The organism is Bacillus sp. FJAT-22090 (assembly GCF_007676755.1).
In the GTDB taxonomy this organism is placed as follows: Bacteria; Bacillota; Bacilli; order Bacillales_A; family Planococcaceae; genus Psychrobacillus.
Genome location: NZ_VEBK01000010.1, coordinates 85,038 through 111,845 on the forward strand (window position 1 = coordinate 85,038; position 26,808 = coordinate 111,845).

Sequence of the window (26,808 nt, forward strand, 5' to 3'; positions counted from 1 at the left end):
GTTCTACAATAACAAAAAGCGCCCCACCTGCTGTCTTGGCAGGGGAGCGCATATGCACATGAGTAATGTCTCTTTAAAAAGAGCCCAATAGAATCTTATAGCGTTTAGGAGGGGAAGTCAAGAATTATTCTTCGTCTTCTTCTTCGTCTTCCAATTCTTCATCATCGATAATTTCGAATTCATCTTCGTCCTCATCGATTAGATCCTCTTCAATTTCTTCATCAATTTCTTCTTCGAAGTCGACTACTACCTCGTCATCTTCATCTTCGTCTTCATCTTCAATGAACTCATCGAATTCTTCCTCGAATACGATTTCATCTTCATCCAGTTCTTCTAAATCGTCGTCTTCTACTGCTTTTGTTTTCTTTTTACGTACTTTAACAGTAGGAGCCGTTTCTTCTTCAATTTGTTCTACTGGGTACCATTCTCTAAGTCCCCACTGGTTTTCGGCAATGGCTAAAAAGCGTCCGTCAATATTCATATCTGTGTAGAACTGTGGTTTGCGAGCAGCCATCTCTTCGTCTGTAAATCCATTTAGTTTTTGAATCTCATCAAATAGATCGGTTAACGTTAAAGCGTTTTTCTTATCTTCTAAAATCGCGAATCCTAAGTCAATTAGCGATTCTTCTTGTAGTTGTGCTGTTGTCATTTCACGAAATTTCAAATCGTGCACGTCCTTTCTATGTCCGTTTGCATACTTCCCATTATATACAAACAATTATGTTATATGCTACAGTCATTTATTCTTTTTGAAAAGGGAAAGTTTTACTCCTGCCAATGAAAATAAATAAAAAGATAGCAGGATTAAAGGAATAGATGCCAGTCTTCTATTATACAGAAAAATCGTAAGTAGTAGGAGTATTATAATGACCATCATATGAATCGGTTTTTTCATGCCTATTCTCCTTCACTACATGATAAATATACCATCATTATACAAAAAAGTGTCTCGATAATACATCGAGACACTGAATTTTTTACATATTTCTTCTATATTGTCCCCCCACTTCATAAAGTGCATTCGTAATTTGTCCCAGACTTGCTTTTTGAACTGTCGACATTAGCTCTTCAAAAATGTTGCCGCCTGTTACTGCCACTTGCTTCAAATGAGCAAGCGCTTCATTTGCCTCAGACTCATGGTTCTTTTGGAAATTACGTAGATTAGTAATTTGTGTTTCTTTTTCTTCGGTAGTTGCACGCGCAAGCTCCATATTATCGATGTCTTCCGCAGAAGCAGGGTTTGGATTTAAATAGGTATTCACTCCAATTATCGGAAGCTCACCTGTATGTTTTTTCATCTCGTAGTACATGGATTCTTCTTGAATTTTACCACGTTGATATTGTGTTTCCATAGCTCCAAGTACACCACCACGGTCATTAATACGGTCAAACTCAGAAAGAACAGCCTCTTCTACCAAATCTGTCATTTCTTCAATAATGAACGCACCTTGAAGTGGGTTTTCGTTTTTCGATAATCCATGCTCTTTTGTAATAATCATTTGAATCGCCATTGCACGACGAACCGATTCTTCCGTTGGCGTTGTAATAGCTTCATCATACGCATTTGTATGAAGTGAATTACAGTTGTCTTGCAGTGCCATCAACGCTTGCAGGGTAGTTCGGATATCGTTGAAATCAATCTCTTGTGCATGCAAGCTTCGACCAGATGTTTGCACATGGTATTTCAGCTTCTGACTGCGATCATTCGCACCATATTTATCACGCATTACAACAGACCAAATGCGACGAGCTACACGACCAATTACCGTATACTCTGGATCTAATCCATTTGAGAAGAAGAATGATAAGTTTGGTGCAAAATCATCTATATGCATACCACGGCTTAAATAGTACTCCACATAAGTGAAACCATTTGCCAATGTGAACGCTAACTGCGAAATCGGATTTGCTCCTGCTTCTGCGATATGGTATCCAGAAATAGACACAGAATAATAATTACGAACCTTTTGATCAATAAAGTATTGTTGGATATCACCCATCATACGCAGTGCAAATTCAGTTGAGAAGATACATGTATTTTGCCCTTGATCCTCTTTTAAAATATCAGCTTGCACGGTGCCACGAACTACTTGTAAAGTTTTTGTCTTCACTTCTGTAAACTCTTCCAAAGTAAGCGTTCGTCCAAGCTCTTCTTCGCGAATTTTTACTTGCTGATCAATTGCAGTGTTCATAAACATTGCCAAAATAATCGGAGCAGGACCGTTAATCGTCATGGATACAGAAGTCGATGGTGCACATAAATCAAAGCCATCGTATAGCTTTTTCATATCCTCTAATGTACAAATACTTACACCCGATTCTCCAACCTTCCCGTAAATATCCGGACGGTGGTCTGGGTCTTCCCCGTAAAGCGTTACGGAGTCAAACGCAGTAGATAAACGTTTTGCATCATCGTCTTTCGATAAATAGTGAAAGCGACGATTCGTCCGTTCAGGCGTTCCTTCTCCAGCAAATTGACGTTTTGGATCTTCACCTTCTCGCTTGAACGGGAAAACTCCGGCTGTATAAGGAAATGAACCAGGTACATTTTCTTTATATACCCATCTTAAAATTTCACCGTAATCGACAAACTTTGGCAGTACTACTTTCGGTATCTTCAGGCCTGCCAAGCTTTCTGTACGAAGTATCGTGCGAATTTCTTTATCACGAACTTTCGTAATGAATTCGTCGCCAGCATATGCTTCTTTTAAAGTCGACCAGTTTTCTAATATACGTTTCGATTCTGAAGTTAATTCGTCGCGAACCCCTGCTGCTAATGATTCTAAAGATTGCACTAACGCATCTTCGGAAGCTTTTTCTTTCACTGCTTCTATAGCACCTTCTAATTGGAACAGCCTTCTTGCAAAAGCCACTTGCTCTTCAGATTTTTTATGGAAACCACGAACTGTATCCGTAATTTCACGAAGATAGTAGCGACGATCATTTGGAATGATGACGTTTTGCTTTTGTGTTTTTACAAACTGTTCGTAAGATGTTTCCCAGTCAGTACCTGTTTTTTCATTCAATACTGCAACTAAAGCTGCAAACAATGAGTTCGTTCCTTTATCGTTGAACTGGCTTGCAATCGTTCCATAAACTGGCATTGTATCTAAATCATCATGCCAAAGCTCACGGCTACGTTGGTATTGCTTTTGCACTTGGCGAAGAGCATCTTCTGAGCCTTTTCGCTCGAATTTATTGATAACGATTAAATCTGCATAGTCAATCATGTCAATTTTCTCAAGCTGAGATGGTGCACCGAACTCGCTTGTCATCACATACATCGAAACATCCGATACATTTGTGATTTCCGCGTCCCCTTGCCCGATACCACTCGTCTCTACGATAATTAAATCGTAGCCAGCGACTTTCACAACGTCTAGCACATCTGCAAGTGCCCCAGATATTTCCGTACGCGATCCACGAGTTGCTAAGCTGCGCATAAATACGCGTTTATTGAAAATAGCATTCATACGGATACGGTCCCCAAGTAGTGCTCCACCTGTTTTTTGCTTCGTCGGATCTATCGAGAGTACCGCAATCTTTTTGTCTGGAAGATCGTGAAGGAATCGGCGAATTAATTCGTCTGTCAATGAACTTTTACCCGCTCCCCCAGTACCTGTAATACCTAGTACAGGCGTGCCTTTGGAAAGACTTTTTGCTTGTTCAATCATCGCTTTTGCTTCTGCATCGCCTGTTTGGTGTGCTTCTTCTGCCACTGTAATCAGATGCGCAAGAAGTTCTGGTTTTTCCGCTGAAATTGTACCAATCTCATCCGTTGCACCTGAAGCTTTTGTAGGCACATCACATTCCATCAGCATTTGATTGATCATCCCTTGAAGGCCAAGCTTACGTCCATCCTCCGGTGAAAAAATACCCGAAATTCCGTATTCCTGCAACTCCTTAATTTCTTTTGGAATGATAACGCCACCGCCGCCTCCAAATATACGAATATGAGGAGCCCCACGTTCAACAAGCAAATCCTTCATATACTTAAAATACTCAACATGCCCTCCTTGATAAGAAGAGATTGCAATACCTTGCACATCTTCTTGAATGGCAGCATTCACCACTTCTTCCACGGACCGATTATGGCCTAAGTGAATAACCTCTGCTCCACTTGCCTGTAAAATACGGCGCATAATATTTATCGATGCATCATGTCCGTCAAAAAGACTCGATGCAGTTACAAAACGAACATGATTTTTTGGACGATATATTTCTACGGTTGTCATGTTGTTCCCCCTTTGTTTTATTTGAACATTTATGGTGCAGCGCTAGCCACCTTACTCCTGTGGAAACTGCCTTGCCAAGGCTGCACGAAGCAGGTCATAAAGTCGTTGCGACACGATGTCGCGCACTTAGACTGTATTCCCCTAACATAGGCGCTTCCGCTTTTCTTATTGGCCAGCTACAGCGCCTTGCTCCTCGGGATCAAATAACCTTCCACCCAGGAAGTCAAAGGACGACTTCTTGGGTGAAAGAACATTTGCCTGTTGGAGCAGACATAGGCGCTTCCGCTTTTCTTATTGGCCAGCTGCAGCGCCTTGCTCCTCGGGGTCAAATAACCTTCCACCCAGGAAGTCAAAGGACGACTTCTTGGGTGAAAGAACATTTGCCTGTTGGAGCAGACATAGGCGCTTCCGCTTTTCTTATTTCCCCATCCCACTGAGTACAAATTCTATTTGTAGTTCTGTAAATTGTTCGAGTGAAAATTCTTTGCGCAATGCCCATCTTCTAAATGCCCACATTTGCCCTTGAACGACGAGTGTATGTGCATACAGTTTGACTTGTGCATCTGTTAGCTCAAGTTCCCCAACTTGTTTGCAGCTAACAAGGATTTTCCTGAAAATCTCGACCATTTCTAATTCTTTAGTGAGTACATATTGTAATGCACCTTTTGGTAAGGATTTTGACTCTTGATACATAACAACAAACTCATCCTGCATATCATCAATGACGCCATAATAGTGACGTATTGCAGTTTTTAAGTCTTCGGTTGTGCCATTTTCTAATGTGATTTGAGATAGCTTGCTATGTACCTCATTGTAAATACTGTCGCAAACTAAATAGAGCACATCTTCCTTTGTTCGAATGTATTCGTACAGAGTCCCAATACTAAAACCGGCTTCTTTTGCAATTTCTCTTGTAGTTGTCCGGTGAAAGCCTTTTTGCTTAAATAGTGTAACACCTGCACGGATCATTTGATGGCGCCTTTTTTCGATGAGACTTTCATCTTTGACAGATGTCAGAACTTCATGCTTTTTTTCCATAGGCATCGATTACTTCGTTAGCATACGAGAAATAACAAGACGTTGAATTTCTTGTGTTCCCTCGTAAATTTGAGTTATTTTTGCATCACGCATATAACGCTCTACTGGGTAGTCTTTTGTATAGCCGTATCCTCCGAAAACTTGCACTGCCTCTGTCGTTACTTTCATCGCTGTATCGCCTGCCATTAGTTTTGCCATTGCAGACTCTTTCCCATAAGGAAGTCCGTTTGACTCTAACCATGCTGCTTGATACGTAAGTAAGCGAGATGCTTCTGTTGCAGTCGCCATATCCGCTAGCTTGAATGATACCCCTTGATTTGCAACGATTGGTTTACCGAATTGAACGCGCTCTTTTGCATATCCTACTGCAGCATCTAGCGCTCCTTGCGCAATCCCAACTGCTTGAGCAGCAATCCCGTTACGTCCACCATCTAAAGTTTTCATCGCAATGATGAACCCTTCTCCTTCTTCCCCAAGCAGGTTTTCTTTTGGCACACGGCAATTGTCAAAAATGATTTCTGTAGTTGGCGAAGAACGAATTCCCAATTTCTTTTCTTTTTTCCCTACAGAGAATCCTGGGAAATCTGCTTCTACGATAAAAGCACTTGTTCCTTTATGTTTTGATTCTGGATCTGTTACGGCAAACACTACATAAATATCAGCAATTCCACCGTTTGTAATGAAAATCTTAGATCCGTTCAACACATAGTGGTCTCCATCTAATTTAGCAGTTGTTTTCATGCCACCAGCATCAGAACCTGAACCTGCTTCTGTTAAACCATAGCCGCCTATTTTCGTGCCTTCCGCCATTGGACGAAGGTATTTTTGTTTTTGTTCTTCATTGCCATATTTGAAAATTGGCCATCCAGCTAGTGATGTATGTGCAGAAAGTGTTACTCCAGTTGAAGCACAAACGCGTGATAGCTCTTCCACAGCGATACAGTATGCAAGGTAGTCAGAACCGATTCCGCCGTATTCTTCTGGCCAAGGAATACCTGTCAATCCAAGCTCCGCCATTTTATCGAAAATTTCACGGTCAAATCGTTCTTCTTCGTCACGCTCTGCAGCAGTTGGTGCTACTTCGTTTTCTGCAAAATCACGTACCATTTTACGAATCATTTCATGTTCTTCTGAAAGTTGAAAATTCATTGTCATTCCCGCCCTTTTTGATAGTTTTGCTTGTTTTGGTTGCTCTTTTATATGATTTTGGTATCCCTTAGCCATTTAAAGGATAATTCTTTAATTCGTTAAGTGCTTACTAATAACGATTCTCTGAATTTCACTAGTTCCCTCGTAAATTTCCGTCACTTTTGCATCACGGAAGTAACGTTCTACAGGGTAATCTTCTGTATAGCCATATCCGCCGAATACTTGCACTGCCTCAATTGCTACATCTACTGCTGTTTTCGAAGCAAATAACTTAGCCATCGATGCTTCTTTTCCACAAGGAAGACCTTGGTCACGAAGGCTCGCCGCTCTGTATACAAGCAGTTTAGCAGCTTCTACTGCAGTTCCCATATCAGCAAGTTTAAATCCTACCCCTTGGTTTACAGCGATTGGCTTGCCAAATTGGATACGTTCTTTTGAGTAGGCGACTGCCGCTTCAAATGCTGCTTCTGCAATGCCAAGTGCTTGAGTTGCAATTCCAATACGGCCTGTATTTAAGTTTGCCATCGCGATTTTAAATCCATCGCCTTCTTCACCGAGAAGATTTGCCGCAGGAATCTTCATATCTTCAAATGTCAGTTGAACTGTACGGGAGCCATGTAATCCCATTTTCTCTTCATCTTTTCCGACAATAAAACCTGGCGTATCTTTCTCTACGATAAATGCTGAAATTCCTTTCGAGCCAAGCGAAGGGTCCGTGGTAGCAAATACAATATTCACATCTGCTTCTCCACCATTTGTTATAAATACTTTCGAACCATTCAACACATAGTGATCGTCTTTCTTCACTGCTTTCGTTTTCAACGCACCTGCATCCGATCCCGCAGAAGGTTCTGTTAAGCAAAATGCCCCTAAGTATTCTCCAGATGCTAGTTTCGGTACATATTTATTTTTTTGTTCTTCATTGCCAAAATAGAGGATTGGATTTGTTCCAACTGATGTGTGTACAGAAAGAATTACCCCTACAACCGCGCTTACTTTTGAAAGCTCATTGATCGCGATCACGTAGCTTGTAAAATCCATTTCCGATCCACCATACTGTTCAGGCACCGTAATTCCCATTAATCCGAGCTCGCCCATTTTACGAATGATTTCTCGAGGAAATTCTCCTTTTTCCATTCGTTCGATAAATGGTTCGATTTCTGTTTTCGCAAAATCCCTGACCATGTTGCGCATCATTAGTTGTTCTTCAGTAAACTTTAGCTCCATCATATATGCCCCTTAATCGTAAGTGTAGAAGCCTCTACCAGATTTTTTCCCTAACCAACCAGCTTTAACGTATTTTCGAAGAAGTGGACATGGACGATATTTACTATCTCCGAATCCTTCATGTAAAATTTCCATAATATACAAACAAGTATCTAACCCGATAAAATCTGCAAGTTGAAGTGGACCCATTGGGTGATTCATACCCATTTTCATCACATCATCGATTGCTTCTTTTGATGCCACACCCTCATATAAAGTGTAAATTGCTTCGTTGATCATCGGCATTAAAATACGGTTCGAAACGAAACCTGGGAAATCATTTACTTCTACTGGCACTTTGCTCAGCTTTTTCGTCATTTCTTCAATTGCTGTGTAAACTTCGTCTGATGTTGCAAGACCGCGAATAATTTCTACTAGCTTCATCACAGGCACTGGATTCATAAAATGCATGCCAATTACTTGCTCCGGGCGATTCGTCACTGCAGCAATTTCCGTAATAGGAAGTGAAGAAGTATTGGTTGCTAGAATCGCATGCTTTGGCGTGATTTCATCTAGCTGTTTAAAAATCGATTGTTTGATTTCCATATTTTCTACCGCTGCTTCAATGACGATATCCACATCTTTAGCGTCTTCGATGGAAAGCGATTTTGTAATATTATTAAGTACTACTTGTTTTTCTTCTTCAGTCATACGACCTTTTTCGACATTGCGAGATAAGTTTTTCGTAATTGTCTGAATACCACGCTCATAAAATTGGTCTTCCCGGTCATTTAGCTTCACTTCAAATCCTGCTTGAGCACAAACTTGAGCGATTCCTGACCCCATTTGTCCTGCACCGATTACCATCACTTTTTGAATAGTCATGCGTTTTTGCCTCCGTTTTTAAGAACTTCAATCATAATTGCATCACCTTGACCGCCACCAGAGCAAATAGCAGCGACACCAATACCTCCACCGCGACGTTTCAGTTCGTAAGCAAGCGTTAAAATAATACGTGCACCAGATGCACCAATTGGATGACCAAGTGCTACTGCTCCACCGTTTACATTTACTTTTTCTTCGTCCAGTCCTGCAATTTGGCTGCTAACCAAAGCTACTGCCGCAAATGCCTCATTTATTTCAAATAAATCGATATCTTCTAAAGTTTTACCTGTTTTATCAAGCAATTTATTGATCACTATACCAGGTGTTTGTGGAAAGTTTTCTGGTTCAATTGCAATTTCCGCGTGTCCTAACACATATGCAAGTGGCTCTTTTCCAAGCTCTTTAGCTTTTTCCTCATTTGTCAAAACGATCGCACAGGCACCGTCATTAACCCCTGGTGCATTTCCAGCTGTAATCGTTCCCTCTTTTCCAAAAGCCGGTTTTAGTTTAGCTAATGAATCGATTGACGTATCACGACGAGGTGCTTCGTCTTCTTTCACAATAACTGGGTCACCTTTTCGTTGAGGTATTTCGATCGGAGTAATTTCTTCAGCTAAAATCCCATTATCGATTGCTTTTAGAGCAAGGCTATGACTTCTATATGACCATTCATCTTGTTTTTCACGAGAGAGTTCAAAACTTTGAGCAGTAGAATTTCCGTAAGTTCCCATATGCACATGTTTTGGATGAAATGAGCATGAAAGTCCGTCATAAACCATGCCATCTACCATTTGTGCATCTCCCATGCGAAGTCCGAAGCGTCCTTTTGGTAAATAATACGGTGCATTGGACATCGATTCCATTCCACCAGCAACGATTATTTCTTCATCCCCTAGGCGAATGAGTTGATCTGCTAATGTGACGCTTCTCATCCCGGAAGCACATACTTTGTTGATCGTTTCTGTTTTCACCGACCAAGGAATCCCTGCTTTTGTTGCCGCTTGTCTTGATGGAATTTGTCCTTGACCCGCTTGTAAAACAGTCCCCATAATTACTTCGTCCACTTCAACTGCATCGACACCAGCACGATTCAATGCCTCTTTAATCGCTGCACCACCAAGATCAGAAGCAGTTAAACTACTAAGTGCACCTCCAAATTTTCCAAACGCTGTACGTGCCCCATCTAAAATTACCGTGTTTGTCAACATAGCCACCCCTTTGTTTGTATGCGCTTTCATCCCTAATAAAATAAAAAAATTGAGTTGACTGAACGCTCGCTCGATATCATTTGTTAGAAAAAAGGGAGTAAAAATTTACTCCCTTGCTATTATCATTAGTTTACGAAACTATTAAATTATTTGCAATATAAAGTTGTCGAATTATTGAACAGTCGGTGCTACTTCATCGTCATCTTCGGTTATAACAGTTTCTCCGAAAATAGATTTTTCGAGAAGTTCTGCAATATCATAAGTGCCTACAGTTTCCTCTACTTCCTTCGCTTTTGTTCCATCCGATAACATCGTTAAGCAATAAGGACATCCAGAAGAAATAATTGTTGGATTTACTTCTAATGCTTGTTCTGTTCGTGCTACGTTAATTCGATTACCTACATGTTCTTCCATCCACATCAATCCACCACCAGCTCCACAGCACATTCCTGTTTCTCGGTTACGTTGCATTTCTACTAGTTTCACACCAGGAATTGCTTTCAATACTTCACGTGGTGCATCGTAGACATCATTGTATCTTCCTAAATAACAAGAGTCATGGAATGTGATTGTTTCTTCCACTGCATATTGTGGTTTCAAGCGACCTGCTTGCACTAGATCATACAACATTTCTGTATGGTGAAGCACTTCTCCATTCCAGCCAAAATCACTGTATTCATTTTTAAAGATATTATATGCATGGGGATCGATAGTTACTATTTTTGTTACCCCAGCTTTTTCAAATTCTGAAATATTGGAAGTAGCCAACTCTTGGAATAAAAATTCATTTCCTAAACGACGTGGTGTATCTCCGGAGTTCTTTTCTTTATTGCCAAGAATAGCAAATTTTACTCCAGCTTCGTTCATCAAATGCGCAAAGGCTAATGCAATTTTTTGTGAGCGATTATCAAATGATCCCATCGAACCAACCCAGAACAAGTATTCAAATTCTTCTCCAGCTTTCGATACTTCTTTCACTGTCGGAATATGAACGTCCGGACGAGCGTCTCTCCAGTTTTCTTTTTCTTTACGGTTCAATCCCCATGGGTTCCCTTGACGCTCAATGTTTGTCATCGCGCGCTGTGCATCTGGATCCATTTTCCCTTCTGTCATTACTAAATAACGACGAAGGTCAATAATTTTATCTACATGCTCATTCATAACTGGACATTGGTCTTCACAGTTACGGCAAGTAGTACAAGCCCAAATTTCTTCTTCTGTGATGACATCACCAATAAGTGATGGGCTATAAATATCTTCTATGATTGCACCTTCTGCTCCAGCAGCCATTGCAAGTTGGTTTCCTTTTGTTCCTTGGAACGCTAATGCTGGTACCCAAGGTTTTGACTTCGTTTCTACAGCTCCAGTAAACGTTAAATGATCACGAAGCTTTGTTATCAAGTCCATCGGAGACAGCATTTTTCCTGTTCCCGTTGCTGGACACATATTTGTACAACGTCCACATTCTACGCATGCGTAGAAGTCGATCATTTGTGCTTGGGTGAAATCATGAATATTTCCAACACCAAACGAAGGCATTTCTTCTTCATCCGCCTCTTCGTCCTCTTCCTCTTCAAAATTGATTGGACGTAGTTTACCGACATTGTCTAATCGGTGGAAATACACATTTGCAGGACCAGTGATTAAATGGAAATGCTTAGATTGTGGTACATAGACCAAGAACGTTAGTAAGAACAATAAATGCGCCCACCACATGATATAGAAAATAGCTGTAGCAGCAGTTGCTGGCAAGAAACCGAAAATCGTTGCCACAGATGAAGCAATCGGCTCGGACCAAACCGCAGCGTGATCATGCCAAATCATGCCCATACCATTACCAACTAAAACAGAAACCATTAATCCACCGATGAAAATAAGAACAAGTCCACTTTTCCATCCGCGTTTTAAACGAACTAATTTTTCAATATAGCGTCGGTAGAATGCCCACACAACTGCTATTAAAATAACAAATGTCACGATTTCTTGGAAAAAAGTAAACGCCGGATACACAGGCCCTAATGGCAAATGCGATCCAGGTGCTAATCCTTTCCAAATAAAATCAATTGCTCCAAATTGAACAAGTAAAAATCCGTAGAAGAACATCACATGGATTGCTCCACTCTTCTTATCCTTCAACAATTTCTTTTGTCCAAACACATACACCCAGATCTTGCGAAGTCTTTCCTTCACATTATCTTCAAATTCGACTTTTTTCCCCAATTTAATATATGCATATCTTGTTTTCAACAAATATGCGAACAATCCTATTGCATACAAAGTTACTGCTATAAACAGAACCCAGTTTGCGATTAACAATGGACTCATCTTATTCTCCCCCTTAAAGACGTAAAATGACATTATTGATAGAATACCATTAGGCTAATAGATTAATAAAGAAGTAATTTAATATTAAAACTGAATGAGCATTCAGTCAACACTTATTTATTGAAAATTTTCATTTGGGGGAAAACTGGAGAGTTTGCATTCAGAAAGATGCCGTAGATCCAGCATTATTAAAACTCTTTTAACCAAAAAATGGCTTAACGAGACCAATTCATGTGGGAAAGCAACCAGTTTACCGCGGAGAGCAACCAACTCTGGGATGAATGCAACCAATTTGACTACGTGCGCAACCAATTCAATTTGTTGAACGTATTTTGATAACTAAAGTGCTTTTGCGCTGGAAGTTTCTGTTTTTATTATCCAGAATGCGGCTTAACGAGACCAATCCATGTGGGAAGGCAACCAGTTTACCGCGGAGAGCAACCAACTCTGGGATGAACGCAACCAATTTGACCCTAAAAGCAACCAGCCCCGCACGATAAAGGGCTATCTCCACGCGAGATAGCCCTTCCAATCAATTTATTCTGTTAAAATACGCTCCAAAATGCAGTTTTGCTTCGTCGATTCGGTTATTTGCTACTCCAAGTAGTACAGAAGTTGCTGGGCCTGCTGATTTCTCAAGGCCCCAATCGCCACCAAGTTTGCAGTGTATGCCGAGTCGCTTGCACTCTTCTGCAATTCCGGAAGAACCAACTGGCCAAACGCGTTGAACCAGCCCACCATTCAGTGCGTCCCAGATTCTTTTCATGTCTGCAATTTTCTCGGTCTTTGTTAGGACTTCTTCGCCGACGGATGGGAGTCCATACACACACCATGTAAAATCTTCGACATCCACTTCTTTCTTTTCACCTATCATCGTGACAGCCACTGCAGATTGCATTGTTTCCATATTCGATTCGGTGCTGCCTGTGATAATTGGACAAGGCTGATCTAATTCAAAAAATAATTTTTCTATTCCAGTTACATACTTTACCCAGCTTTTATTGCCAGAGAAGTTATGCATGACGATTGAAACTGGAATAGCCTGCGCTGCCCATTGTTCCATAAGAGTGACTCTTGCTGCAAAGTAAGCAACGAGTTCATCATCCACCTGAACAACATCGTGTTCTTTTTCACCAATCCCAGCTGAATTATCGGTTGTTAAAACGAGCCCATTTGGCAATAAAACTGCGTTACGCATGGGTTTTCACTCTTTCCATTACGCGCTCGACAACTGGAGACACCATTATCGCTATCCCGGCGTTCAACACTGTAGCAATTGTAATTCCTGGCAAAGCCCCAACAAAAAATGCCGGGGAGATGATCCAGTAAAATGGGAGTGTTGCAAGCAAACTATTCGCAACTATGAAAAATACCCATTTCAATATGCTTCGTCCTGCTTGATGTAGTTTTGTGTATACGAATAAAATCAAAAACATTTCTGCAGCGATGATAAGATGCAGTGGTCCTAATGGAAATCCAGCATATAAAGAGGATGATAAATGACCGATCATCGATGCTGCTCCCACATAGATTGGTGGCAAAAATGCTGCGGATACAAGTGCTGGAACGGTGTCTAGTGCCGCACTATTAATGCCGACTGGAATTTTAACGAAAGCTCCAATCGCTGATAGAGCTGCAAACATTGCTGCAAGCGTAAGTAAACGAAGCTTCATCTTACTTACTCCCCCTCTTTTTTCTCGCTTCCTACGTTTTTAAATACTTTGGCACTGCGCACGTACTCAACGTCCGATACATTTGCGCGGACATTTGCTACTCGTGCTGCTGCAAATAAATAATCCGATAGGCGATTTAAATAACGTTGTACAACAGATGGAACATCTTCATCTGTTTTCATCAATGTGACCATTTGACGTTCTGCGCGTCTTGTAATGGTACGGGCGATATGAAGCGTCGCTGCAGCAGGTGTCCCGCCAGGTAAGATGAAACGTTCTAGCACAGGTCCTTCTTCTACTAGCACATCGATTCGTTTTTCCATTGCTTCAATTAGTTCATCCGACATTTTGTATATTCGGCGGTTCGATACATTTGCAAGATCACCGCCACAATCGAAAAGTTCATGTTGAATTGTTTCTAGATCCTCTAATACATCTGCAAAAATTGCTGGGTCTAGCTCCGTTACTGCTTTCCCGATAAACGAGTTCACTTCATCGATCGTACCATAAGTTTCTACGCGAATATCATCCTTATCCGTTCTTCCGCCGATTAAACCAGTTTTCCCTTTGTCGCCTGTTTTTGTATAAATTTTCATCTTCACACATCTCCCTTTATAGTTTGTGCAATCCCATACCAAATTCTTGTCACACTGCTTGCCTTTGTAAAAAGCTGTTGATAAAATCGACCAACATCGTCCCGCAGCTTGCGCAAGCTCGCATCCATTGGTACGATTCCACGACCAATTTCTGTAGCGATCACAATAACTTCCACTAGGTTATCCCAGTCCTCCAATTTTTCAAGTAACTCTTTGCTGTATGGTTGTTGCAGGTTTTCCACTCCCATGACAACTATTACTTCTGTATTAGGCAATAAAACATGAGCGTCCGCTTCGACGTCTAACCACTGCACGTCGCGTCCTTGAACTCTTTTTTCTACATACGTTCGTTTTCCATTAAATGCTCCACCGAAAATGACGTGCATCGTTTTCCCTCCAATATGGCTTCTTTGCTGGTCCAATACAATGTAAAAACGGAACCATGAGGTACTTCCCATTCCCAAAAATCTTTATTCGTATCTGCAAATTTAGTTAATAAAAAACGGATAGGCCCACCATGCGTAATAATTATAGGGTTCTCTCCATTCGCTACTGTTTCTAAAAATGCTTGTAGTACTCGATTTTCCATTTCTACCATTGACTCCCCATTAGGGGGTGCTACTTGTCTTGGATTATCAAGCCAGCTTCGGTACTGACTATTTTCCTTTAAATCATTATATGTTTTTTGTTCCCAATCACCAAAGGAGCATTCTCGAAAACTTGCATTCTCTATATAGGGAATTCCAGTAAATAGCTGGGCTGCAGTTTGCTTGCAGCGCATTAAATCGCTGCCTGCAACGTGTTTCATTTTGTAAGCCACTTTTTTTGTTTTCATTCCAGTAATGATTGGTTCGTCGGTCCAGCCAATATACTTTTTTTCTCGATTGCCTTGAGTCGGCAAATGTCTTATGAGAGTAACAGCAAAAGGGTTAGCCATAGCACCACCTCCGAAACTTCTACACTTGCTCCAAGCAAATCACCTGTTATTCCCCCAAAGTTTCTCAATACCCAACCTCGGAATAAACAAATAAAACCAACTACCACCACGCTAACAGTAACGGCAAGCATCCAATTGGTCATCCAGCCTAAAACACCTATACCGATAAAAAAGTGACAAACTGCAACTATCATAACGATATTCGCATGTGTTTTTTGCTTGAAAAAATATGCAAGTCCGCTCGTTTTAGCACTGTTCGTTAAAGCAAATAGCAGACATAGTGTAGTTCTTGAGAAAAAAGGAATAAGCAATACAAAAATCCAATGGAATGATTCCTTTGAAAGTACCTCAGATACAATAATTACTTTTCCTATTGCTAAAAAAACAACCGCCATCACACCAAATGCACCAACTCGCGGATCATCCAGTATTTCAAATCGCTTCGATTGATCTTTATAGGAAAAAAAGGCATCTGCTGTATCGATGAATCCATCCATATGCAGCCCACCGGAAAGTACAACGCCGAGAAGTACAATACTAAATCCGGTCATTAGTGTGCTCCATTCGAAGTAGAGCACTAAGCAGGCAATCGCTCCGATGCCAACCCCAACCCAAGGAAAAATATTGTACATCCCCGTAATCGCTCGCTTTTCCATAGGTAGGTTTTTATTAACTGGAATGATTGTAAAAAATTGAAGAGCCAATAAGATACTGCTCATTTTCGTACCACATCATTAGCTAAAATGCTTAAGATTTTTTCCCATTTTATGTGCTTTTTAAAATGGTTTGCCCATTCACTAATTTGTGCATCTGAAGCACTTTTCTTGCTTTTTGCTTCGCCATCTTCTTCCTCGAATTCGTTTGCAAAATAAGGGATGACTCCTAAAACATCAATTCCTGTGTACGTTTCGATGAAATCGATTCCATCTTGGAATAAGGAAACGTCTCCTTGAAACTTATTTATAATAATCCCTTTTACTCGTGCTCTTTGTGCTTCCGGCAATAGTGCTAACGTACCGACTATAGATGCAAACACACCTCCATACTCAATATTGGCAACTAAAACAACCGGAACATCTGCTAATTCGGCAACCCGCATATTCACTAATTCCCGGTCTCGTAAATTTACTTCTACAGGACTGCCGGCACCTTCTAATATTAAGTACTCGTACGCATTAGATAGCGTATTTAGACTCTTTTTGATGAGGTTCTGGCCTTCCTCAAAAAATTGCTCCCGATAATGCATTCCACTCATTCTATTTAGCTTTTTTCCTAAGATAATTATATCCGTCTCCATGTTTTTGGCAGGCTTCAATAAGATGGGATTCATTTCGGGTAAATAAGGAACTTTTGCTGCTTTTGCTTGTAATGATTGCGAAACACTTATTTCCAACCCATCTTCTGTATGAATACTTAAGCCTGACATGTTCTGCGATTTGAAAGGAGCCACTTGCTTCCCTTCATTTGCAAGGAGTCGACAAATAGCTGTACAAACTAGGCTTTTGCCCACACTTGAAGCGGTTCCTTGTACCATTAAGCCTTTCATCTATACCCCTCATTTCCATTGATAGCTAATGCTATATTCCATTTCGAATGCATGATTTGCTTTCTCCACAAGTTTTTGATGGATAGTCCCAATCCATTTTTGATACAGTTTTACTGCCTCATGTTTGGACAAGCTTTCATCGAGTACTTCATTTGAAACGATCACTAAAACCTTTGCTGTTTCTAAAAGCTGGTCAATTGTCTCATACAGTTTCCGCTCTACTTCCTCCATTTGACCTTCGTACAGTTCGTTTGCTAGCCATGTGGTGACACAATCCCAAAGGATGCCATCACCATATTGGATTTGAGGAATGATTTGTTCAAGATGGCGGGGCTGCTCAATTGTCACCCATGCGACTGGGTAGTTTTCGCGGTCATCTTGATGCCTGTTGATGCGCTCTTTCATTTCGTTATCCACTGCAACACCAGAAGCGACGTATACATTTCGTTTTGCTTGCGCATCCATTAAGTAATGTTCAGCAAAACTGCTTTTTCCGCTTCGCACTCCGCCCGTTATGAAGACAAGTTTTCCTCGAACCATGCGGTCATCTCCTTTTGCAAATGCTCCATTTGGACACTTTCTTTCATTCCCACACGAAACCATTTTCCATCCAGCCCTTTGAAGTTTTCTGTGTGTCTAAGCACACATCCTTTTGCTAATAAATACTCGAAAAAGTCCTTCGAACGAGCAGGATTCTGCAATTGAAAACAAATAAAATTAGTAGTAGAAGGTAATACGATGCAGTTCCTTTTTCTTAAAAATAGCGTCATTTGTTCACGCATCTCTTTAGCAAAAGCGATAGCCTGCATACGATAATCCTCCTCTAACAAGCACTCTGCTCCAATAGTCGTCGCAATCGCATTACTATTCCAATGCGACATTCTTGAACGTATATCTTTAATTACCGGTTCACTAGCAAGTGCGTATCCTAGTCGAATACCGGGAATGGCGTACATTTTCGTCATTGAACGTACAACAATAACGTTAGGAAAATCATTCAAATACGGGATAAATGATTCTTGTTCATCAATAAAATCAAGAAACGCTTCGTCTAAAATAATTTCACATTTATACCGTTTCGCATATTTTGCTATTTGAATAATTTCTTCTAATGGGATTAAATGTCCGGTCGGATTATTAGGTCTGCAAATATAAATCACTTCTGCAAACTCTACTTCATCGAATACTTCATCCAAGGGGAGCTTTCCAGTTGCTATTATTTCTTTTATATACACATTGTAAGGAGCTAGTGTTGCTTCATATTCTGAAAAAGTTGGATGAATCAGTACCGCTCGTTTATTCTCATATCGTTTTGCAATGCTTGCGAAGATCTCCGCCGCTCCATTTCCAACGACCACATTACTCGCTGCTACATTATGATAATTTGCTGCAGCTGATAAAAATGGTTCTCCGAGTGGATCTGGATATTTTGTTATTAACTGTGCGTAGGTGGACCATTTTTCATTCACAAATGCTGGTGGCCCTAATGGATTTACATTTTCACTATAGTCAATAACCACTTGAGGCATGTCGATTCCAATTCGTTCATATACGTGATGAGCATTAGCTCCGTGATTAGGTAATGCCAACTAAAATTCCTCCAATGACCATCATCCATAGCCAAAATAAAAATACAGCTGTATTCAAATGAGAGATGGTACTTAATATATGGTTGGGAGATAATGGTACCTCTCCGATTCCCATAAGTGCTCGATTAGAAACGACCCCTTTATATGTATTTGTACCACCTAGCTGAATGCCTAGCTGATATGCAGTTGCCGCTTCCAAATAGCCACTATTTGGACTTGGATGTTTCTTTGCATCCTGCCACCAGCCTTTCATCCGTTTGCTGAATGGAAGGTTGCTTTCCTTCTTGCCCCAGAGCATGATGAGATAGCCAGTCAATCTGCTCGGTATGTAATTCGCTACGTCGTCTAGCTTTGCTGCCGCATATCCGAACTCTTCGTATTTCTCGTTTTTATAACCAACCATTGAATCGAGTGTATTTATCGCTTTATAGATCCAAAGCCCAGGTGCACCTGCGAACACAAACGCATAAAAAAGAGGAGCAGTTATTCCATCACTTATGTTTTCAGATACTGTCTCTACAACACCACGAGTAATTTCTTTTTCATTTAATTTTTCCGTATCTCGGCCAACGATCCAGGAAAGCTTTTGTCTAGCGGAAGGTAAGTCTTTTGCTACCAACGGTTTATATACATCCAGTGCTGCCTCTTTTAAACTTTTCTGAGCGAGTCCAGATGCAATCAGTATACTTTCTAGTGCGATTCCAACCCATATATGAATAGCGTAAGCTCCTATTAGAATAGCAACCGTAACGGAGAATGTTATCCCGATGACGATAAAAACGAGTAAAAAACCTTTCGCCTTCCGCGCTTTTCCTTTATTCAACCATGCTGTCAATTTAGAAATAAGGGTGCCAATAAATTTTACTGGATGGGGCCAGCTTGGTGGATCGCCAATTATTCGATCCAATATCAATCCAATCGCAATAGCAATTATATGTGGGCCCATTCCTATTTCCATCCTTTTGCTTTTTTATAGATTTGAATAGCTTCCACTGTACACTCATATACACCAAATCCGATTTTCTTACCTACTTCGGTGATTGGTCCTGCATATGGAATATGCGTGCCTGTTTGAGTTGCTGCTATTAGTATGCTATCGGTTGATGTTCCAGTAGCGATTGTTCCTGTACGAGGATCCTTAACTTGCTCAAATGCAAGAGCTTTCGTTTTTGCCTCAGTAGCTGTAATGACCGATTGAATAAAAGCTTCGTCAGAAAGTTCTCCGTTTACGACTATCCATGTATTAATCGTTCCAATTGCAGGGAGCATTTCTACTTCATGTGCTCTGGATACGTCCACCGCGTTCCCTACTCCAGCCGTTACCATGATAACGATGCTCCCAAATGGTGTATCATATTCTTTAATAATAGCATCCTTCGTATTAACAGCAGTCATCATCCCTACTGTATCTGCTTCCGAAAACCCTTCCTTTGCCAAATACTCGAGCATTTCTTTTTGCACATTATCACAAGCGTAGTTGGCATCCACTCTTCTATTGACGAAGTTTTTATACCATCCACTTCCAGCATTGATCACTGCGGATGACCATGTTTTGAGTTGCGTTTCCGCTTCAAAAATAACTAACTCACCTGTAATTTGGAAGTTTTCTGTAGTGATTCGTTTATTATTCGGTTTTTCAATTACATCAGGAAGAATGGTGATTTGGGGCTTCGGACGCTCTGGATGTGGATTTGTGCTAATCCTTGCTTCGTACACCGTTTCAATTTGATCTTTCTGTACTACTTCATGCGGTGCACCTATTACTTTAACTTCCCCTCGATCCATTAGTAGCAGGCGATCACAATATAGTGATGCAAGATTAATATCATGGAATATACTAATAATCGTAATTCCCTTCTCAATTGCCTGTGTTTTAATCGTATCAAGCAATTGTTTTTGGTGGGCAATGTCTAGATGATTGGTCGGTTCATCCAGTAGTAGTATCGGTGCCTGTTGCGCAAGGGCTTGGGCAACAAATACACGTTGCTGCTCTCCACCCGATAAAAGGTCTAGCATTTGATGCTCGTATCTTTCCATTGCCGTAAGTTTCATCGCTTCAGCTACTGCCGTTTCATCTTCATCCGACCAAGAAGAGAACAATCCACTTTGATGGGGATAACGACCAAGTGCAATCGTATCCCTCACCGTATGCGAAAATGCATGGCTATGTAATTGCGGTAAAACTGCCATTTTTTTAGCAAGCTCTTTTGAGGTATACGATTTTAACGATCTTCCGTCTACTAGGACATCCCCAGACTCCATATTTAATATTCCACTTATCACCTTTAGCAGCGTTGACTTTCCGCTACCATTCGGACCAAGTATGCCAAGCATTTCTCCTTTTTCAACTTCAAAGGAGACGTTTTTCACGATCATTTTTCGATCATAGCCACCTGACACGTTTTCCACTTGCAGCATAATTAGATGCCTCCTTTTTTCCGTTGTCTAAAGAAGATGAATGCAAAAACGGGTGCCCCAATAAAAGCAGTTATTACACCAATTGGTAGCTCCGTTGGTGAAATTATCGTACGAGACACTAAATCGCAAATGATCAATAGTGCCGCTCCGTTTATAAAGCTAAGCGGCAGTACGTGACGATTGTCGGAACCAAATAATAACCTCGTCATATGAGGGACGACAAGCCCTACAAAGCCAATCGTTCCAGACACTGCAACAGCCGTTCCTGTCAGCATGGAGCCTCCTATTAAAATCATCATTTTTCGTTGCTTCACATTGACCCCTAAATGCTTTGCCCGTTCTTCTCCAAAGAGCATCGCATTTAACTCTCTTCTGTTTAACCACAATAAAAACGTACCTATTAATACAAACGGTAACGCCATTTGTACAAAGCTCCAACCGCGCATCGAAACACTTCCGAGCAGCCAGCCTATTATTTGCCTTAATTCTTCTCCTGTTAGTGCAATCATTAACGAAATTACAGATCCTAAAAACGAACTAAAAATAATACCAGTTAAAATAATCGTTTCCATCTTCATTGCCCGGTCAACTAGCTTGGCAAAGGTAATCACCAGTAGCATTGTAACTAATGCACCAATCATGCTGAAAATGGGTAATGTGAATATTCCTAGAAATGGTACCGAAATACCGAAAAAGAGCGTAGCCACGGCACCTACTGAGGCACCGGACGACACTCCTAACGTATAAGGATCGGCAAGCGGATTTTTTAACAGCCCTTGAAATGCAGCACCTGCAATGGCTAGTGATGCACCAACTAAACCTGCAAGCACCACACGTGGCATGCGAATTTTCCAAACAATATTCGTTGCTATTTTATCTGCTCCCGTATCCCATAATGTGCTGATCGGTACCTTAACGGATCCGACCGATACACCAAGCCAGATTGCTATTAAAAGAGCTGCAATCGACAAGATGTAGCCGATCATAGCTTTACTCACTAAACGCCTCTGGATAAATTGCTTTCGCAACTTCTTCTAGACCTTCTGCTAGACGTGGGCCTGTACGACTTGTTAAGTTTTCATCTACTTGTACAACCGCATTGTTTGTCACAGCTGTAATAGAATCAAACCCGTCACGAGCTTTCACTTTATCCACAATTCCTTCTACATAGCTATACATAACTATAATTACATCCGGGTTGCGTTTAACAATTTCTTCTGGCTCGATTTTAAACCAGCCTTCTTGGTCAGCAGCAATATTTTCTGCATTCACCATATCTAAAATTTCTTGCATGAATGTTCCTTTACCTGGTGTATAAATTTCTGGGACATCCGAAGTTTCAACGAATACTGTCTTCTTCGTTTCTACTTTTGCTACTTTCTCTTTTACTTCTTCTACTTTTGCTTTCATGTCTTCTACAATTTTTTGTGCTTCTTCAAACTTACCAGTAGCACGTCCAATTTGCTCGATTGTAGTATATGTTTCATTGAAGTCCACAGCATTTTTCACTACAAATACTTTCACACCGGCATCACGAATTTGTTGCAATCCAGCTTCGCCCATACCTAACATGGACTCATGCGCGAATACAATATCTGGGTTCATCGATAAGATTTTTTCGACATTGAATTCCATTCCGCCAATTTTCTCTTTTTCAAGTGCTTCTTCTGGATAATTATCAAAGTCATTCACGCCGACGATTTCATCATTCAAACCAAGTGCAAATAAAATTTCCGTGTTGCTTGGTAACATCGAAACAATCGTTTTTGGCGCTTCCTCTAACGTGATCTCTTCGCCAACTGCATCCGTTATCGTCATTGGGAATGTTGTTTCATCTACAACTACTTCCTCTTGTGTGTTGCCTTTATCTGCGATAGGTGTTTCTTCTTTTTGTCCGCATCCGACTAGCAATAGTACTGCAATCGCGGTTGTCATCCATAATTGCCATAGTTTCTTCATGTGCTTTTTCCCCCATTATTCTCCAAAATAAAAAACTCTCGTCCACAATGAACGAGAGATAGAATAGGTATAAATCTGCAAGGTAACCAATTGCCAAGCCGACTTACACGAAACCTATCCTCGTAGGCATAAATGTGTAGACACATAAAGGCAGGTTTTCTGACTTATGATAGGTTTCTATCACTTACAGTGGCGGGACCGTGCTGGATTCGAACCAGCTTCCCTTTTAACTTACTAGTCTATTAGTAAGCACCTTTATGTTAAAAATTATTATTGATGCATCGATTTCATTATACATGAAATCATCCACCTGTCGACTAGCAAATTTTCAGAAAGATTATTCTAATATTGCCTTTAGTGATTTTCGTTTCCAATTAAAATGATAATACAAATACTGTGCGATTAAATTGACTAAAAATGCAATCGGATATGCCAGCCATATACCATTAATACCCATATCCGTAAAATGCGAGAGTATATATGCTACCGGAACTTGAACGAGAATAATACTTGAAATAGTGAAAAATGTCGGCCATAACACTGAGCCTGTTGCTCTCATTGTCGCAGATAGCGTCTGTGTGTTACCTAAAATAACGTAACTCCAAAAAGAGATAAGAATCAGTCCTTGAGCAATTTCCACTGTCTCTGTATTATCCAAAAAGACATTAAGAATAGGATTCGAAAACAAATACACTAATAGTATGAGTACCCCCACTAATAGGTAATTTAGTATAATACCCGTTTTTGTAACTTGTTTAATATTTAAAGTCTTACCAGAGCCTATAAATTGTGAAACAAAAACGGACACCGCAATAGAAATACTTATTGCTGGGATTTGCACATAGCTTGCTATTTGATTGACAATACCATATGCTGCTGTCGCATTTGATCCATACTCGTTTACAAAAGATATAACAGCCACTTCAGACAAAGAAATAGCAACCATACTAACACTTGTAGGAATTGCTAAGCGAAGCAAGTTTTTCAATACGGACCCATTCCACTTAAAACTCTTTAAAATAGTAGCATCTAATTTGAGGACATGTTTTTTTCTTTGCAAATAACCTAGCAGTAGAATAAATGTCAATAAACTTGAAACCACAGCTGCATAGGCTGCACCGTTCAGTCCGAATTCCGGTAACCCAAACCAACCAAAAAGTAGTGGAGGAAGCAATACAATATTTAATATAGTGCTGATCAATAAAAAATAAAATGGCGTCTTCGAATCTCCAACTCCACGTAAGAAAGTTGTATAAACCATATATAAAAATGTAATAGGTAATGTTACAAACAATATCCTTGCATAGCCCGCACTCTCATTAAGTATATTTTTAGGTGTCCCCATTAGTTCCAGTATATAATTTGTGAAAAAACTCCCCAAGATGGCAACAATAACAGAAAGAATCAAGGTGAAAGATAAAGTGACACCAACAATTTCCTTCATTTTTGGGATATTTCCTCCCCCAAAAGATTGTCCCACTAAAATCGAGCTTCCCGAACCAATTCCGATGGCAAATGAAACAAGAAAAAAGAAAAGCGGAAAAAATGCTGATAGAGCAGCGAGTGCATCTACTCCAAGCGTTTTCCCTACAACAATAATTCCAAATACCTGTCCTAATGACTGCAATACACTCGCAAAAATAACCGGAATCAAAAATAAAATCATTGATTTTTTTAATGTATTACTTTTTGACTCTTCCGTTACATTCATATAAAAACCTCTTTTCCATAAAAAAACAAACATATTATTAATTTGTCTATTTAGTTACTAACATATTAATATATCGTTTGTATAAAATCAATATTTTTTTTACGAATGTCTTCTGCGAGTTCTACATCTCCCAACGACAAAAAAACACTTCGACCGAAGTCGAAGTGTTTAAAGAAATATTATTACATTTTTTCCGGAGCAGCTACACCGATTAAGCGTAGAGCATTGGCAATTGTTTGGCGTGCAGCAGTTACTAATGCTAAACGGGCACCTGTTAGTGCTACATTTTCTGCATCCAGTACTTTATCCGCATTGTAGAAACTGTGGAAAGTCGCAGCAAGCTCTTGAATATAAGTTGCTACGCGGTGAGGTGCGCGAAGTTTTGCAGCATCTGCCACTACTTGCGGGAAGTCACCGATTTTTTTCAATAAGTCCATTTCTTTTTCACTTTGCAATAATTCAAGTGAATCTATAGAAGCGTTCAAGCCTTGTGTCTCCGCGGAACGCAAAATCGAGCAAATACGTGCATGTGCATATTGTGCATAATACACTGGGTTTTCATTTGACTGGGAAACCGCTAAATCCAAGTCGAAATCCATATGTGAATCGCCTGAGCGCATACCAAAGAAATAACGAACTGCGTCTAATCCTACTTCTTCTACTAACTCACGCATCGTAACAGCTTTTCCAGTACGTTTACTCATTTTCATTTTTTCGCCGTCTTTGTACAGCTGTACCATTTGAATAACGGAAACTTCTAGTTTTTCACGCTCGTATCCAAGTGCTTCAATCGCTGCTTTCATACGTGGGATATAGCCGTGGTGGTCTGCTCCCCAAATATTAATCAGCTGGTCGAATCCACGTACTAATTTATCTTCATGGTATGCAATATCTGGCAATAAATAAGTGAATGATCCATCGCTTTTAATCAATACACGATCTTTGTCATCTCCAAATGTTGTAGAACGGAACCAGGTCGCTCCCTCTTCTTCAAAAATATGACCGTTCGCTTTTAATTTATCCAACGCTACTTCAATTTTCCCCTCTTCATATAAAGAAGTTTCAGAGAACCAATTATCAAAACCAACTCGGAAATCTGCTAGGTCTTTTTGTAATTTAGCAAGCTCTACTTTTAAGCCATGTGAACGGAATGCTTTATAACGTTCCTCATCTGACATTTGAACAAACTTATCTCCATGCTCTTTTACAAGTTTAGCTGCGATATCGATAATATCTTGGCCGCGGTATCCATCTTCCGGCATTTCTTTTTCTAATCCTAACGCCTCAAAATAGCGAACTTCAATCGAAACTGCTAAGTTGTGGATTTGATTGCCAGCGTCATTGATATAATATTCGCGTTCCACATCGTATCCTGCAAAATCCAAAACATTACATAATGAATCGCCTACAGACGCACCACGAGCATGCCCTAGGTGCAAATCACCTGTTGGATTTGCAGAAACGAACTCGACTTGGATTTTTTCACCAGCACCTGATGCTGTGCGACCATAGTCTGCTTGTTCAGCAAGCACTGCTTTTACTACGTCCTGTAAGTAATCCTTACGAACTGTGATATTCATAAATCCTGGACCAGCGATATCGATTTTCTCCATCATTGTTCCACTCATGTCTAAGTTTTCTACAATCGCTTCTGCAATTTGACGTGGATTTCTTTTTGCAATCTTAGTTAATTGCATCGCAATATTAGTTGCATAATCCCCATTTGCTTTATCTTTCGGTGTTTCTAGATGAACAGAAGGAATCTGCTCTTCTGTTACAAGTTCCGCTTTTACTATTGCTTGCTGCAACGCCGTTTTAATGGATTGTTGCACTTTTTCTACTGCGTTCATTTAATCCGCCTCCGTATAAATTAGTTCTAATGTATATGTACCAACTACTTCTTCATTTATTAAGAGTTCATACTCTACTCGAAATTGCCCAACTTCAACTTTTAGCTGTTTCGTATTTATCGTGATCATCATTGTGCCATAATCAGTGTCGTAGCTTCCTACCTGTGGCTCTCCTAAGCGGAATGGCAACCGCATTTTCACGCCACCACTGCGTAATATCAAAGCAGAATCACTGCTTAGCTTTACCGTTGTTCGAACTGACTTTTCGTTCTGCATTTCCTCGTAAACTAAATAAGGCTGCTTCCCTTTTATCGTTAGCTCACCTGTTGTTTGAATATGAATAGTTTCTGATGCGGCGTCCGGATGTTGAATCGTAGATATTAATCGGACATTTACTGATTTCTTTATCGGTTGAGACATTGCGTTCATCCTTTAGTGCATTTTTTGCTATAACCTTTATATTATAAAGCTAAAAGCATGATA

Annotated in this window: 25 protein-coding genes and 1 riboswitch; all 25 genes read right to left on the bottom strand. The window is 40.3% G+C overall.

Features of this window, described 5'->3' with window-relative positions; genetic code table 11:
• Positions 1-124: 124 nt before the first annotated feature.
• Complete coding sequence (gene rpoE, locus FS486_RS13235) at positions 125-664, bottom strand: DNA-directed RNA polymerase subunit delta (protein ID WP_186321447.1); 540 nt, start codon at positions 662-664, stop codon at positions 125-127.
• A 72-nt stretch (positions 665-736) separates the two neighbouring features.
• Positions 737-895, bottom strand: a complete 159-nt coding sequence (locus FS486_RS20185; protein WP_186321448.1) for a hypothetical protein — start codon at positions 893-895, stop codon at positions 737-739.
• Between the two features lie 82 nt (positions 896-977).
• Complete coding sequence (icmF, locus tag FS486_RS13240) at positions 978-4,235, bottom strand: fused isobutyryl-CoA mutase/GTPase IcmF (protein ID WP_144512029.1); 3,258 nt, start codon at positions 4,233-4,235, stop codon at positions 978-980.
• A gap of 417 nt (positions 4,236-4,652) precedes the next feature.
• Positions 4,653-5,273, bottom strand: coding sequence for a TetR/AcrR family transcriptional regulator (locus FS486_RS13245; protein ID WP_144512110.1), 621 nt, complete (start codon positions 5,271-5,273; stop codon positions 4,653-4,655).
• 9 nt (positions 5,274-5,282) lie between these two features.
• Complete coding sequence (locus tag FS486_RS13250) at positions 5,283-6,422, bottom strand: acyl-CoA dehydrogenase (protein ID WP_144512030.1); 1,140 nt, start codon at positions 6,420-6,422, stop codon at positions 5,283-5,285.
• A 90-nt stretch (positions 6,423-6,512) separates the two neighbouring features.
• A complete protein-coding gene (locus FS486_RS13255) occupies positions 6,513-7,649 on the bottom strand; it encodes an acyl-CoA dehydrogenase (RefSeq protein ID WP_144512111.1) in 1,137 nt (378 codons plus the stop codon).
• Between the two features lie 12 nt (positions 7,650-7,661).
• Positions 7,662-8,513, bottom strand: a complete 852-nt coding sequence (locus tag FS486_RS13260) for a 3-hydroxybutyryl-CoA dehydrogenase (protein ID WP_144512031.1) — start codon at positions 8,511-8,513, stop codon at positions 7,662-7,664.
• Positions 8,510-9,718 (bottom strand): acetyl-CoA C-acetyltransferase, encoded by a 1,209-nt coding sequence (locus FS486_RS13265; protein ID WP_144512112.1) that lies wholly within the window; start codon positions 9,716-9,718, stop codon positions 8,510-8,512. Before FS486_RS13265 ends, FS486_RS13260 begins: the two co-directional genes overlap by 4 nt.
• A gap of 174 nt (positions 9,719-9,892) precedes the next feature.
• Positions 9,893-12,046, bottom strand: coding sequence for a (Fe-S)-binding protein (locus FS486_RS13270; RefSeq protein WP_144512032.1), 2,154 nt, complete (start codon positions 12,044-12,046; stop codon positions 9,893-9,895).
• 532 nt (positions 12,047-12,578) lie between these two features.
• Positions 12,579-13,244, bottom strand: a complete 666-nt coding sequence (locus FS486_RS13275; protein ID WP_144512033.1) for a hypothetical protein — start codon at positions 13,242-13,244, stop codon at positions 12,579-12,581.
• On the bottom strand, positions 13,237-13,719 hold the full coding sequence (locus FS486_RS13280; RefSeq protein WP_144512034.1) for an ECF transporter S component: 483 nt from the start codon (positions 13,717-13,719) through the stop codon (positions 13,237-13,239). Before FS486_RS13280 ends, FS486_RS13275 begins: the two co-directional genes overlap by 8 nt.
• A gap of 5 nt (positions 13,720-13,724) precedes the next feature.
• Entirely contained in the window at positions 13,725-14,315 is a 591-nt protein-coding gene (locus FS486_RS13285) for a cob(I)yrinic acid a,c-diamide adenosyltransferase (protein ID WP_144512035.1), read from the bottom strand.
• Between the two features lie 2 nt (positions 14,316-14,317).
• Positions 14,318-14,701, bottom strand: a complete 384-nt coding sequence (locus tag FS486_RS13290) for a bifunctional adenosylcobinamide kinase/adenosylcobinamide-phosphate guanylyltransferase (protein ID WP_144512036.1) — start codon at positions 14,699-14,701, stop codon at positions 14,318-14,320.
• Positions 14,653-15,252 (bottom strand): histidine phosphatase family protein, encoded by a 600-nt coding sequence (locus FS486_RS13295; protein ID WP_144512037.1) that lies wholly within the window; start codon positions 15,250-15,252, stop codon positions 14,653-14,655. The genes FS486_RS13290 and FS486_RS13295 overlap by 49 nt, the downstream gene beginning before the upstream one ends.
• Positions 15,222-15,971: an adenosylcobinamide-GDP ribazoletransferase gene (gene cobS / locus FS486_RS13300; RefSeq protein WP_144512038.1), complete on the bottom strand. Its 750-nt coding sequence runs from the start codon at positions 15,969-15,971 to the stop codon at positions 15,222-15,224. Before cobS ends, FS486_RS13295 begins: the two co-directional genes overlap by 31 nt.
• On the bottom strand, positions 15,968-16,798 hold the full coding sequence (locus tag FS486_RS13305; protein WP_144512039.1) for a cobyric acid synthase: 831 nt from the start codon (positions 16,796-16,798) through the stop codon (positions 15,968-15,970). Before FS486_RS13305 ends, cobS begins: the two co-directional genes overlap by 4 nt.
• Before the next feature lie 9 nt (positions 16,799-16,807).
• Positions 16,808-17,338, bottom strand: a complete 531-nt coding sequence (locus FS486_RS13310) for a bifunctional adenosylcobinamide kinase/adenosylcobinamide-phosphate guanylyltransferase (RefSeq protein WP_144512040.1) — start codon at positions 17,336-17,338, stop codon at positions 16,808-16,810.
• Complete coding sequence (locus tag FS486_RS13315; RefSeq protein WP_144512041.1) at positions 17,311-18,387, bottom strand: pyridoxal phosphate-dependent aminotransferase; 1,077 nt, start codon at positions 18,385-18,387, stop codon at positions 17,311-17,313. The genes FS486_RS13310 and FS486_RS13315 overlap by 28 nt, the downstream gene beginning before the upstream one ends.
• Complete coding sequence (gene cbiB, locus FS486_RS13320; protein WP_144512042.1) at positions 18,374-19,333, bottom strand: adenosylcobinamide-phosphate synthase CbiB; 960 nt, start codon at positions 19,331-19,333, stop codon at positions 18,374-18,376. The genes FS486_RS13315 and cbiB overlap by 14 nt, the downstream gene beginning before the upstream one ends.
• 2 nt (positions 19,334-19,335) lie before the next feature.
• Positions 19,336-20,805 carry an adenosylcobinamide amidohydrolase gene (locus FS486_RS13325; protein WP_144512043.1) on the bottom strand — a complete coding sequence of 490 codons (1,470 nt, stop codon included), beginning with the start codon at positions 20,803-20,805 and terminating at the stop codon, positions 19,336-19,338.
• Positions 20,806-20,807: 2 nt separating this feature from the next.
• Positions 20,808-21,791, bottom strand: a complete 984-nt coding sequence (locus FS486_RS13330; RefSeq protein WP_144512113.1) for a FecCD family ABC transporter permease — start codon at positions 21,789-21,791, stop codon at positions 20,808-20,810.
• A gap of 4 nt (positions 21,792-21,795) precedes the next feature.
• Complete coding sequence (locus FS486_RS13335) at positions 21,796-22,764, bottom strand: ABC transporter substrate-binding protein (RefSeq protein ID WP_144512044.1); 969 nt, start codon at positions 22,762-22,764, stop codon at positions 21,796-21,798.
• A 132-nt stretch (positions 22,765-22,896) separates the two neighbouring features.
• Positions 22,897-23,036: riboswitch (cobalamin riboswitch) on the bottom strand.
• Positions 23,037-23,101: 65 nt separating this feature from the next.
• Positions 23,102-24,475: an MATE family efflux transporter gene (locus tag FS486_RS13340; protein WP_144512045.1), complete on the bottom strand. Its 1,374-nt coding sequence runs from the start codon at positions 24,473-24,475 to the stop codon at positions 23,102-23,104.
• A gap of 182 nt (positions 24,476-24,657) precedes the next feature.
• Positions 24,658-26,325: an arginine--tRNA ligase gene (gene argS / locus FS486_RS13345; protein WP_144512046.1), complete on the bottom strand. Its 1,668-nt coding sequence runs from the start codon at positions 26,323-26,325 to the stop codon at positions 24,658-24,660.
• Positions 26,326-26,745: a YwiB family protein gene (locus FS486_RS13350; RefSeq protein ID WP_186321449.1), complete on the bottom strand. Its 420-nt coding sequence runs from the start codon at positions 26,743-26,745 to the stop codon at positions 26,326-26,328.
• Between the last annotated feature and the right edge of the window lie 63 nt (positions 26,746-26,808).

Excerpts from the sequence above, each read along its gene's own strand:
- FS486_RS20185 (WP_186321448.1), bottom strand. The coding sequence starts at position 895 with ATGAAAAAACCGATTCATATGATGGTCATTATAATACTCCTACTACTT.
- icmF (WP_144512029.1), bottom strand. The coding sequence starts at position 4,235 with ATGACAACCGTAGAAATATATCGTCCAAAAAATCATGTTCGTTTTGTA.
- FS486_RS13245 (WP_144512110.1), bottom strand. The coding sequence starts at position 5,273 with ATGGAAAAAAAGCATGAAGTTCTGACATCTGTCAAAGATGAAAGTCTC.
- FS486_RS13250 (WP_144512030.1), bottom strand. The coding sequence starts at position 6,422 with ATGAATTTTCAACTTTCAGAAGAACATGAAATGATTCGTAAAATGGTA.
- FS486_RS13255 (WP_144512111.1), bottom strand. The coding sequence starts at position 7,649 with ATGGAGCTAAAGTTTACTGAAGAACAACTAATGATGCGCAACATGGTC.
- FS486_RS13260 (WP_144512031.1), bottom strand. The coding sequence starts at position 8,513 with ATGACTATTCAAAAAGTGATGGTAATCGGTGCAGGACAAATGGGGTCA.
- FS486_RS13270 (WP_144512032.1), bottom strand. The coding sequence starts at position 12,046 with ATGAGTCCATTGTTAATCGCAAACTGGGTTCTGTTTATAGCAGTAACT.
- FS486_RS13275 (WP_144512033.1), bottom strand. The coding sequence starts at position 13,244 with ATGCGTAACGCAGTTTTATTGCCAAATGGGCTCGTTTTAACAACCGAT.
- FS486_RS13280 (WP_144512034.1), bottom strand. The coding sequence starts at position 13,719 with ATGAAGCTTCGTTTACTTACGCTTGCAGCAATGTTTGCAGCTCTATCA.
- FS486_RS13285 (WP_144512035.1), bottom strand. The coding sequence starts at position 14,315 with ATGAAAATTTATACAAAAACAGGCGACAAAGGGAAAACTGGTTTAATC.
- FS486_RS13290 (WP_144512036.1), bottom strand. The coding sequence starts at position 14,701 with ATGCACGTCATTTTCGGTGGAGCATTTAATGGAAAACGAACGTATGTA.
- FS486_RS13295 (WP_144512037.1), bottom strand. The coding sequence starts at position 15,252 with ATGGCTAACCCTTTTGCTGTTACTCTCATAAGACATTTGCCGACTCAA.
- cobS (WP_144512038.1), bottom strand. The coding sequence starts at position 15,971 with ATGAGCAGTATCTTATTGGCTCTTCAATTTTTTACAATCATTCCAGTT.
- FS486_RS13305 (WP_144512039.1), bottom strand. The coding sequence starts at position 16,798 with ATGAAAGGCTTAATGGTACAAGGAACCGCTTCAAGTGTGGGCAAAAGC.
- FS486_RS13310 (WP_144512040.1), bottom strand. The coding sequence starts at position 17,338 with ATGGTTCGAGGAAAACTTGTCTTCATAACGGGCGGAGTGCGAAGCGGA.
- cbiB (WP_144512042.1), bottom strand. The coding sequence starts at position 19,333 with ATGGGCCCACATATAATTGCTATTGCGATTGGATTGATATTGGATCGA.
- FS486_RS13325 (WP_144512043.1), bottom strand. The coding sequence starts at position 20,805 with ATGCTGCAAGTGGAAAACGTGTCAGGTGGCTATGATCGAAAAATGATC.
- FS486_RS13330 (WP_144512113.1), bottom strand. The coding sequence starts at position 21,791 with ATGATCGGCTACATCTTGTCGATTGCAGCTCTTTTAATAGCAATCTGG.
- FS486_RS13335 (WP_144512044.1), bottom strand. The coding sequence starts at position 22,764 with ATGAAGAAACTATGGCAATTATGGATGACAACCGCGATTGCAGTACTA.
- FS486_RS13340 (WP_144512045.1), bottom strand. The coding sequence starts at position 24,475 with ATGAATGTAACGGAAGAGTCAAAAAGTAATACATTAAAAAAATCAATG.
- argS (WP_144512046.1), bottom strand. The coding sequence starts at position 26,325 with ATGAACGCAGTAGAAAAAGTGCAACAATCCATTAAAACGGCGTTGCAG.
- FS486_RS13350 (WP_186321449.1), bottom strand. The coding sequence starts at position 26,745 with ATGTCTCAACCGATAAAGAAATCAGTAAATGTCCGATTAATATCTACG.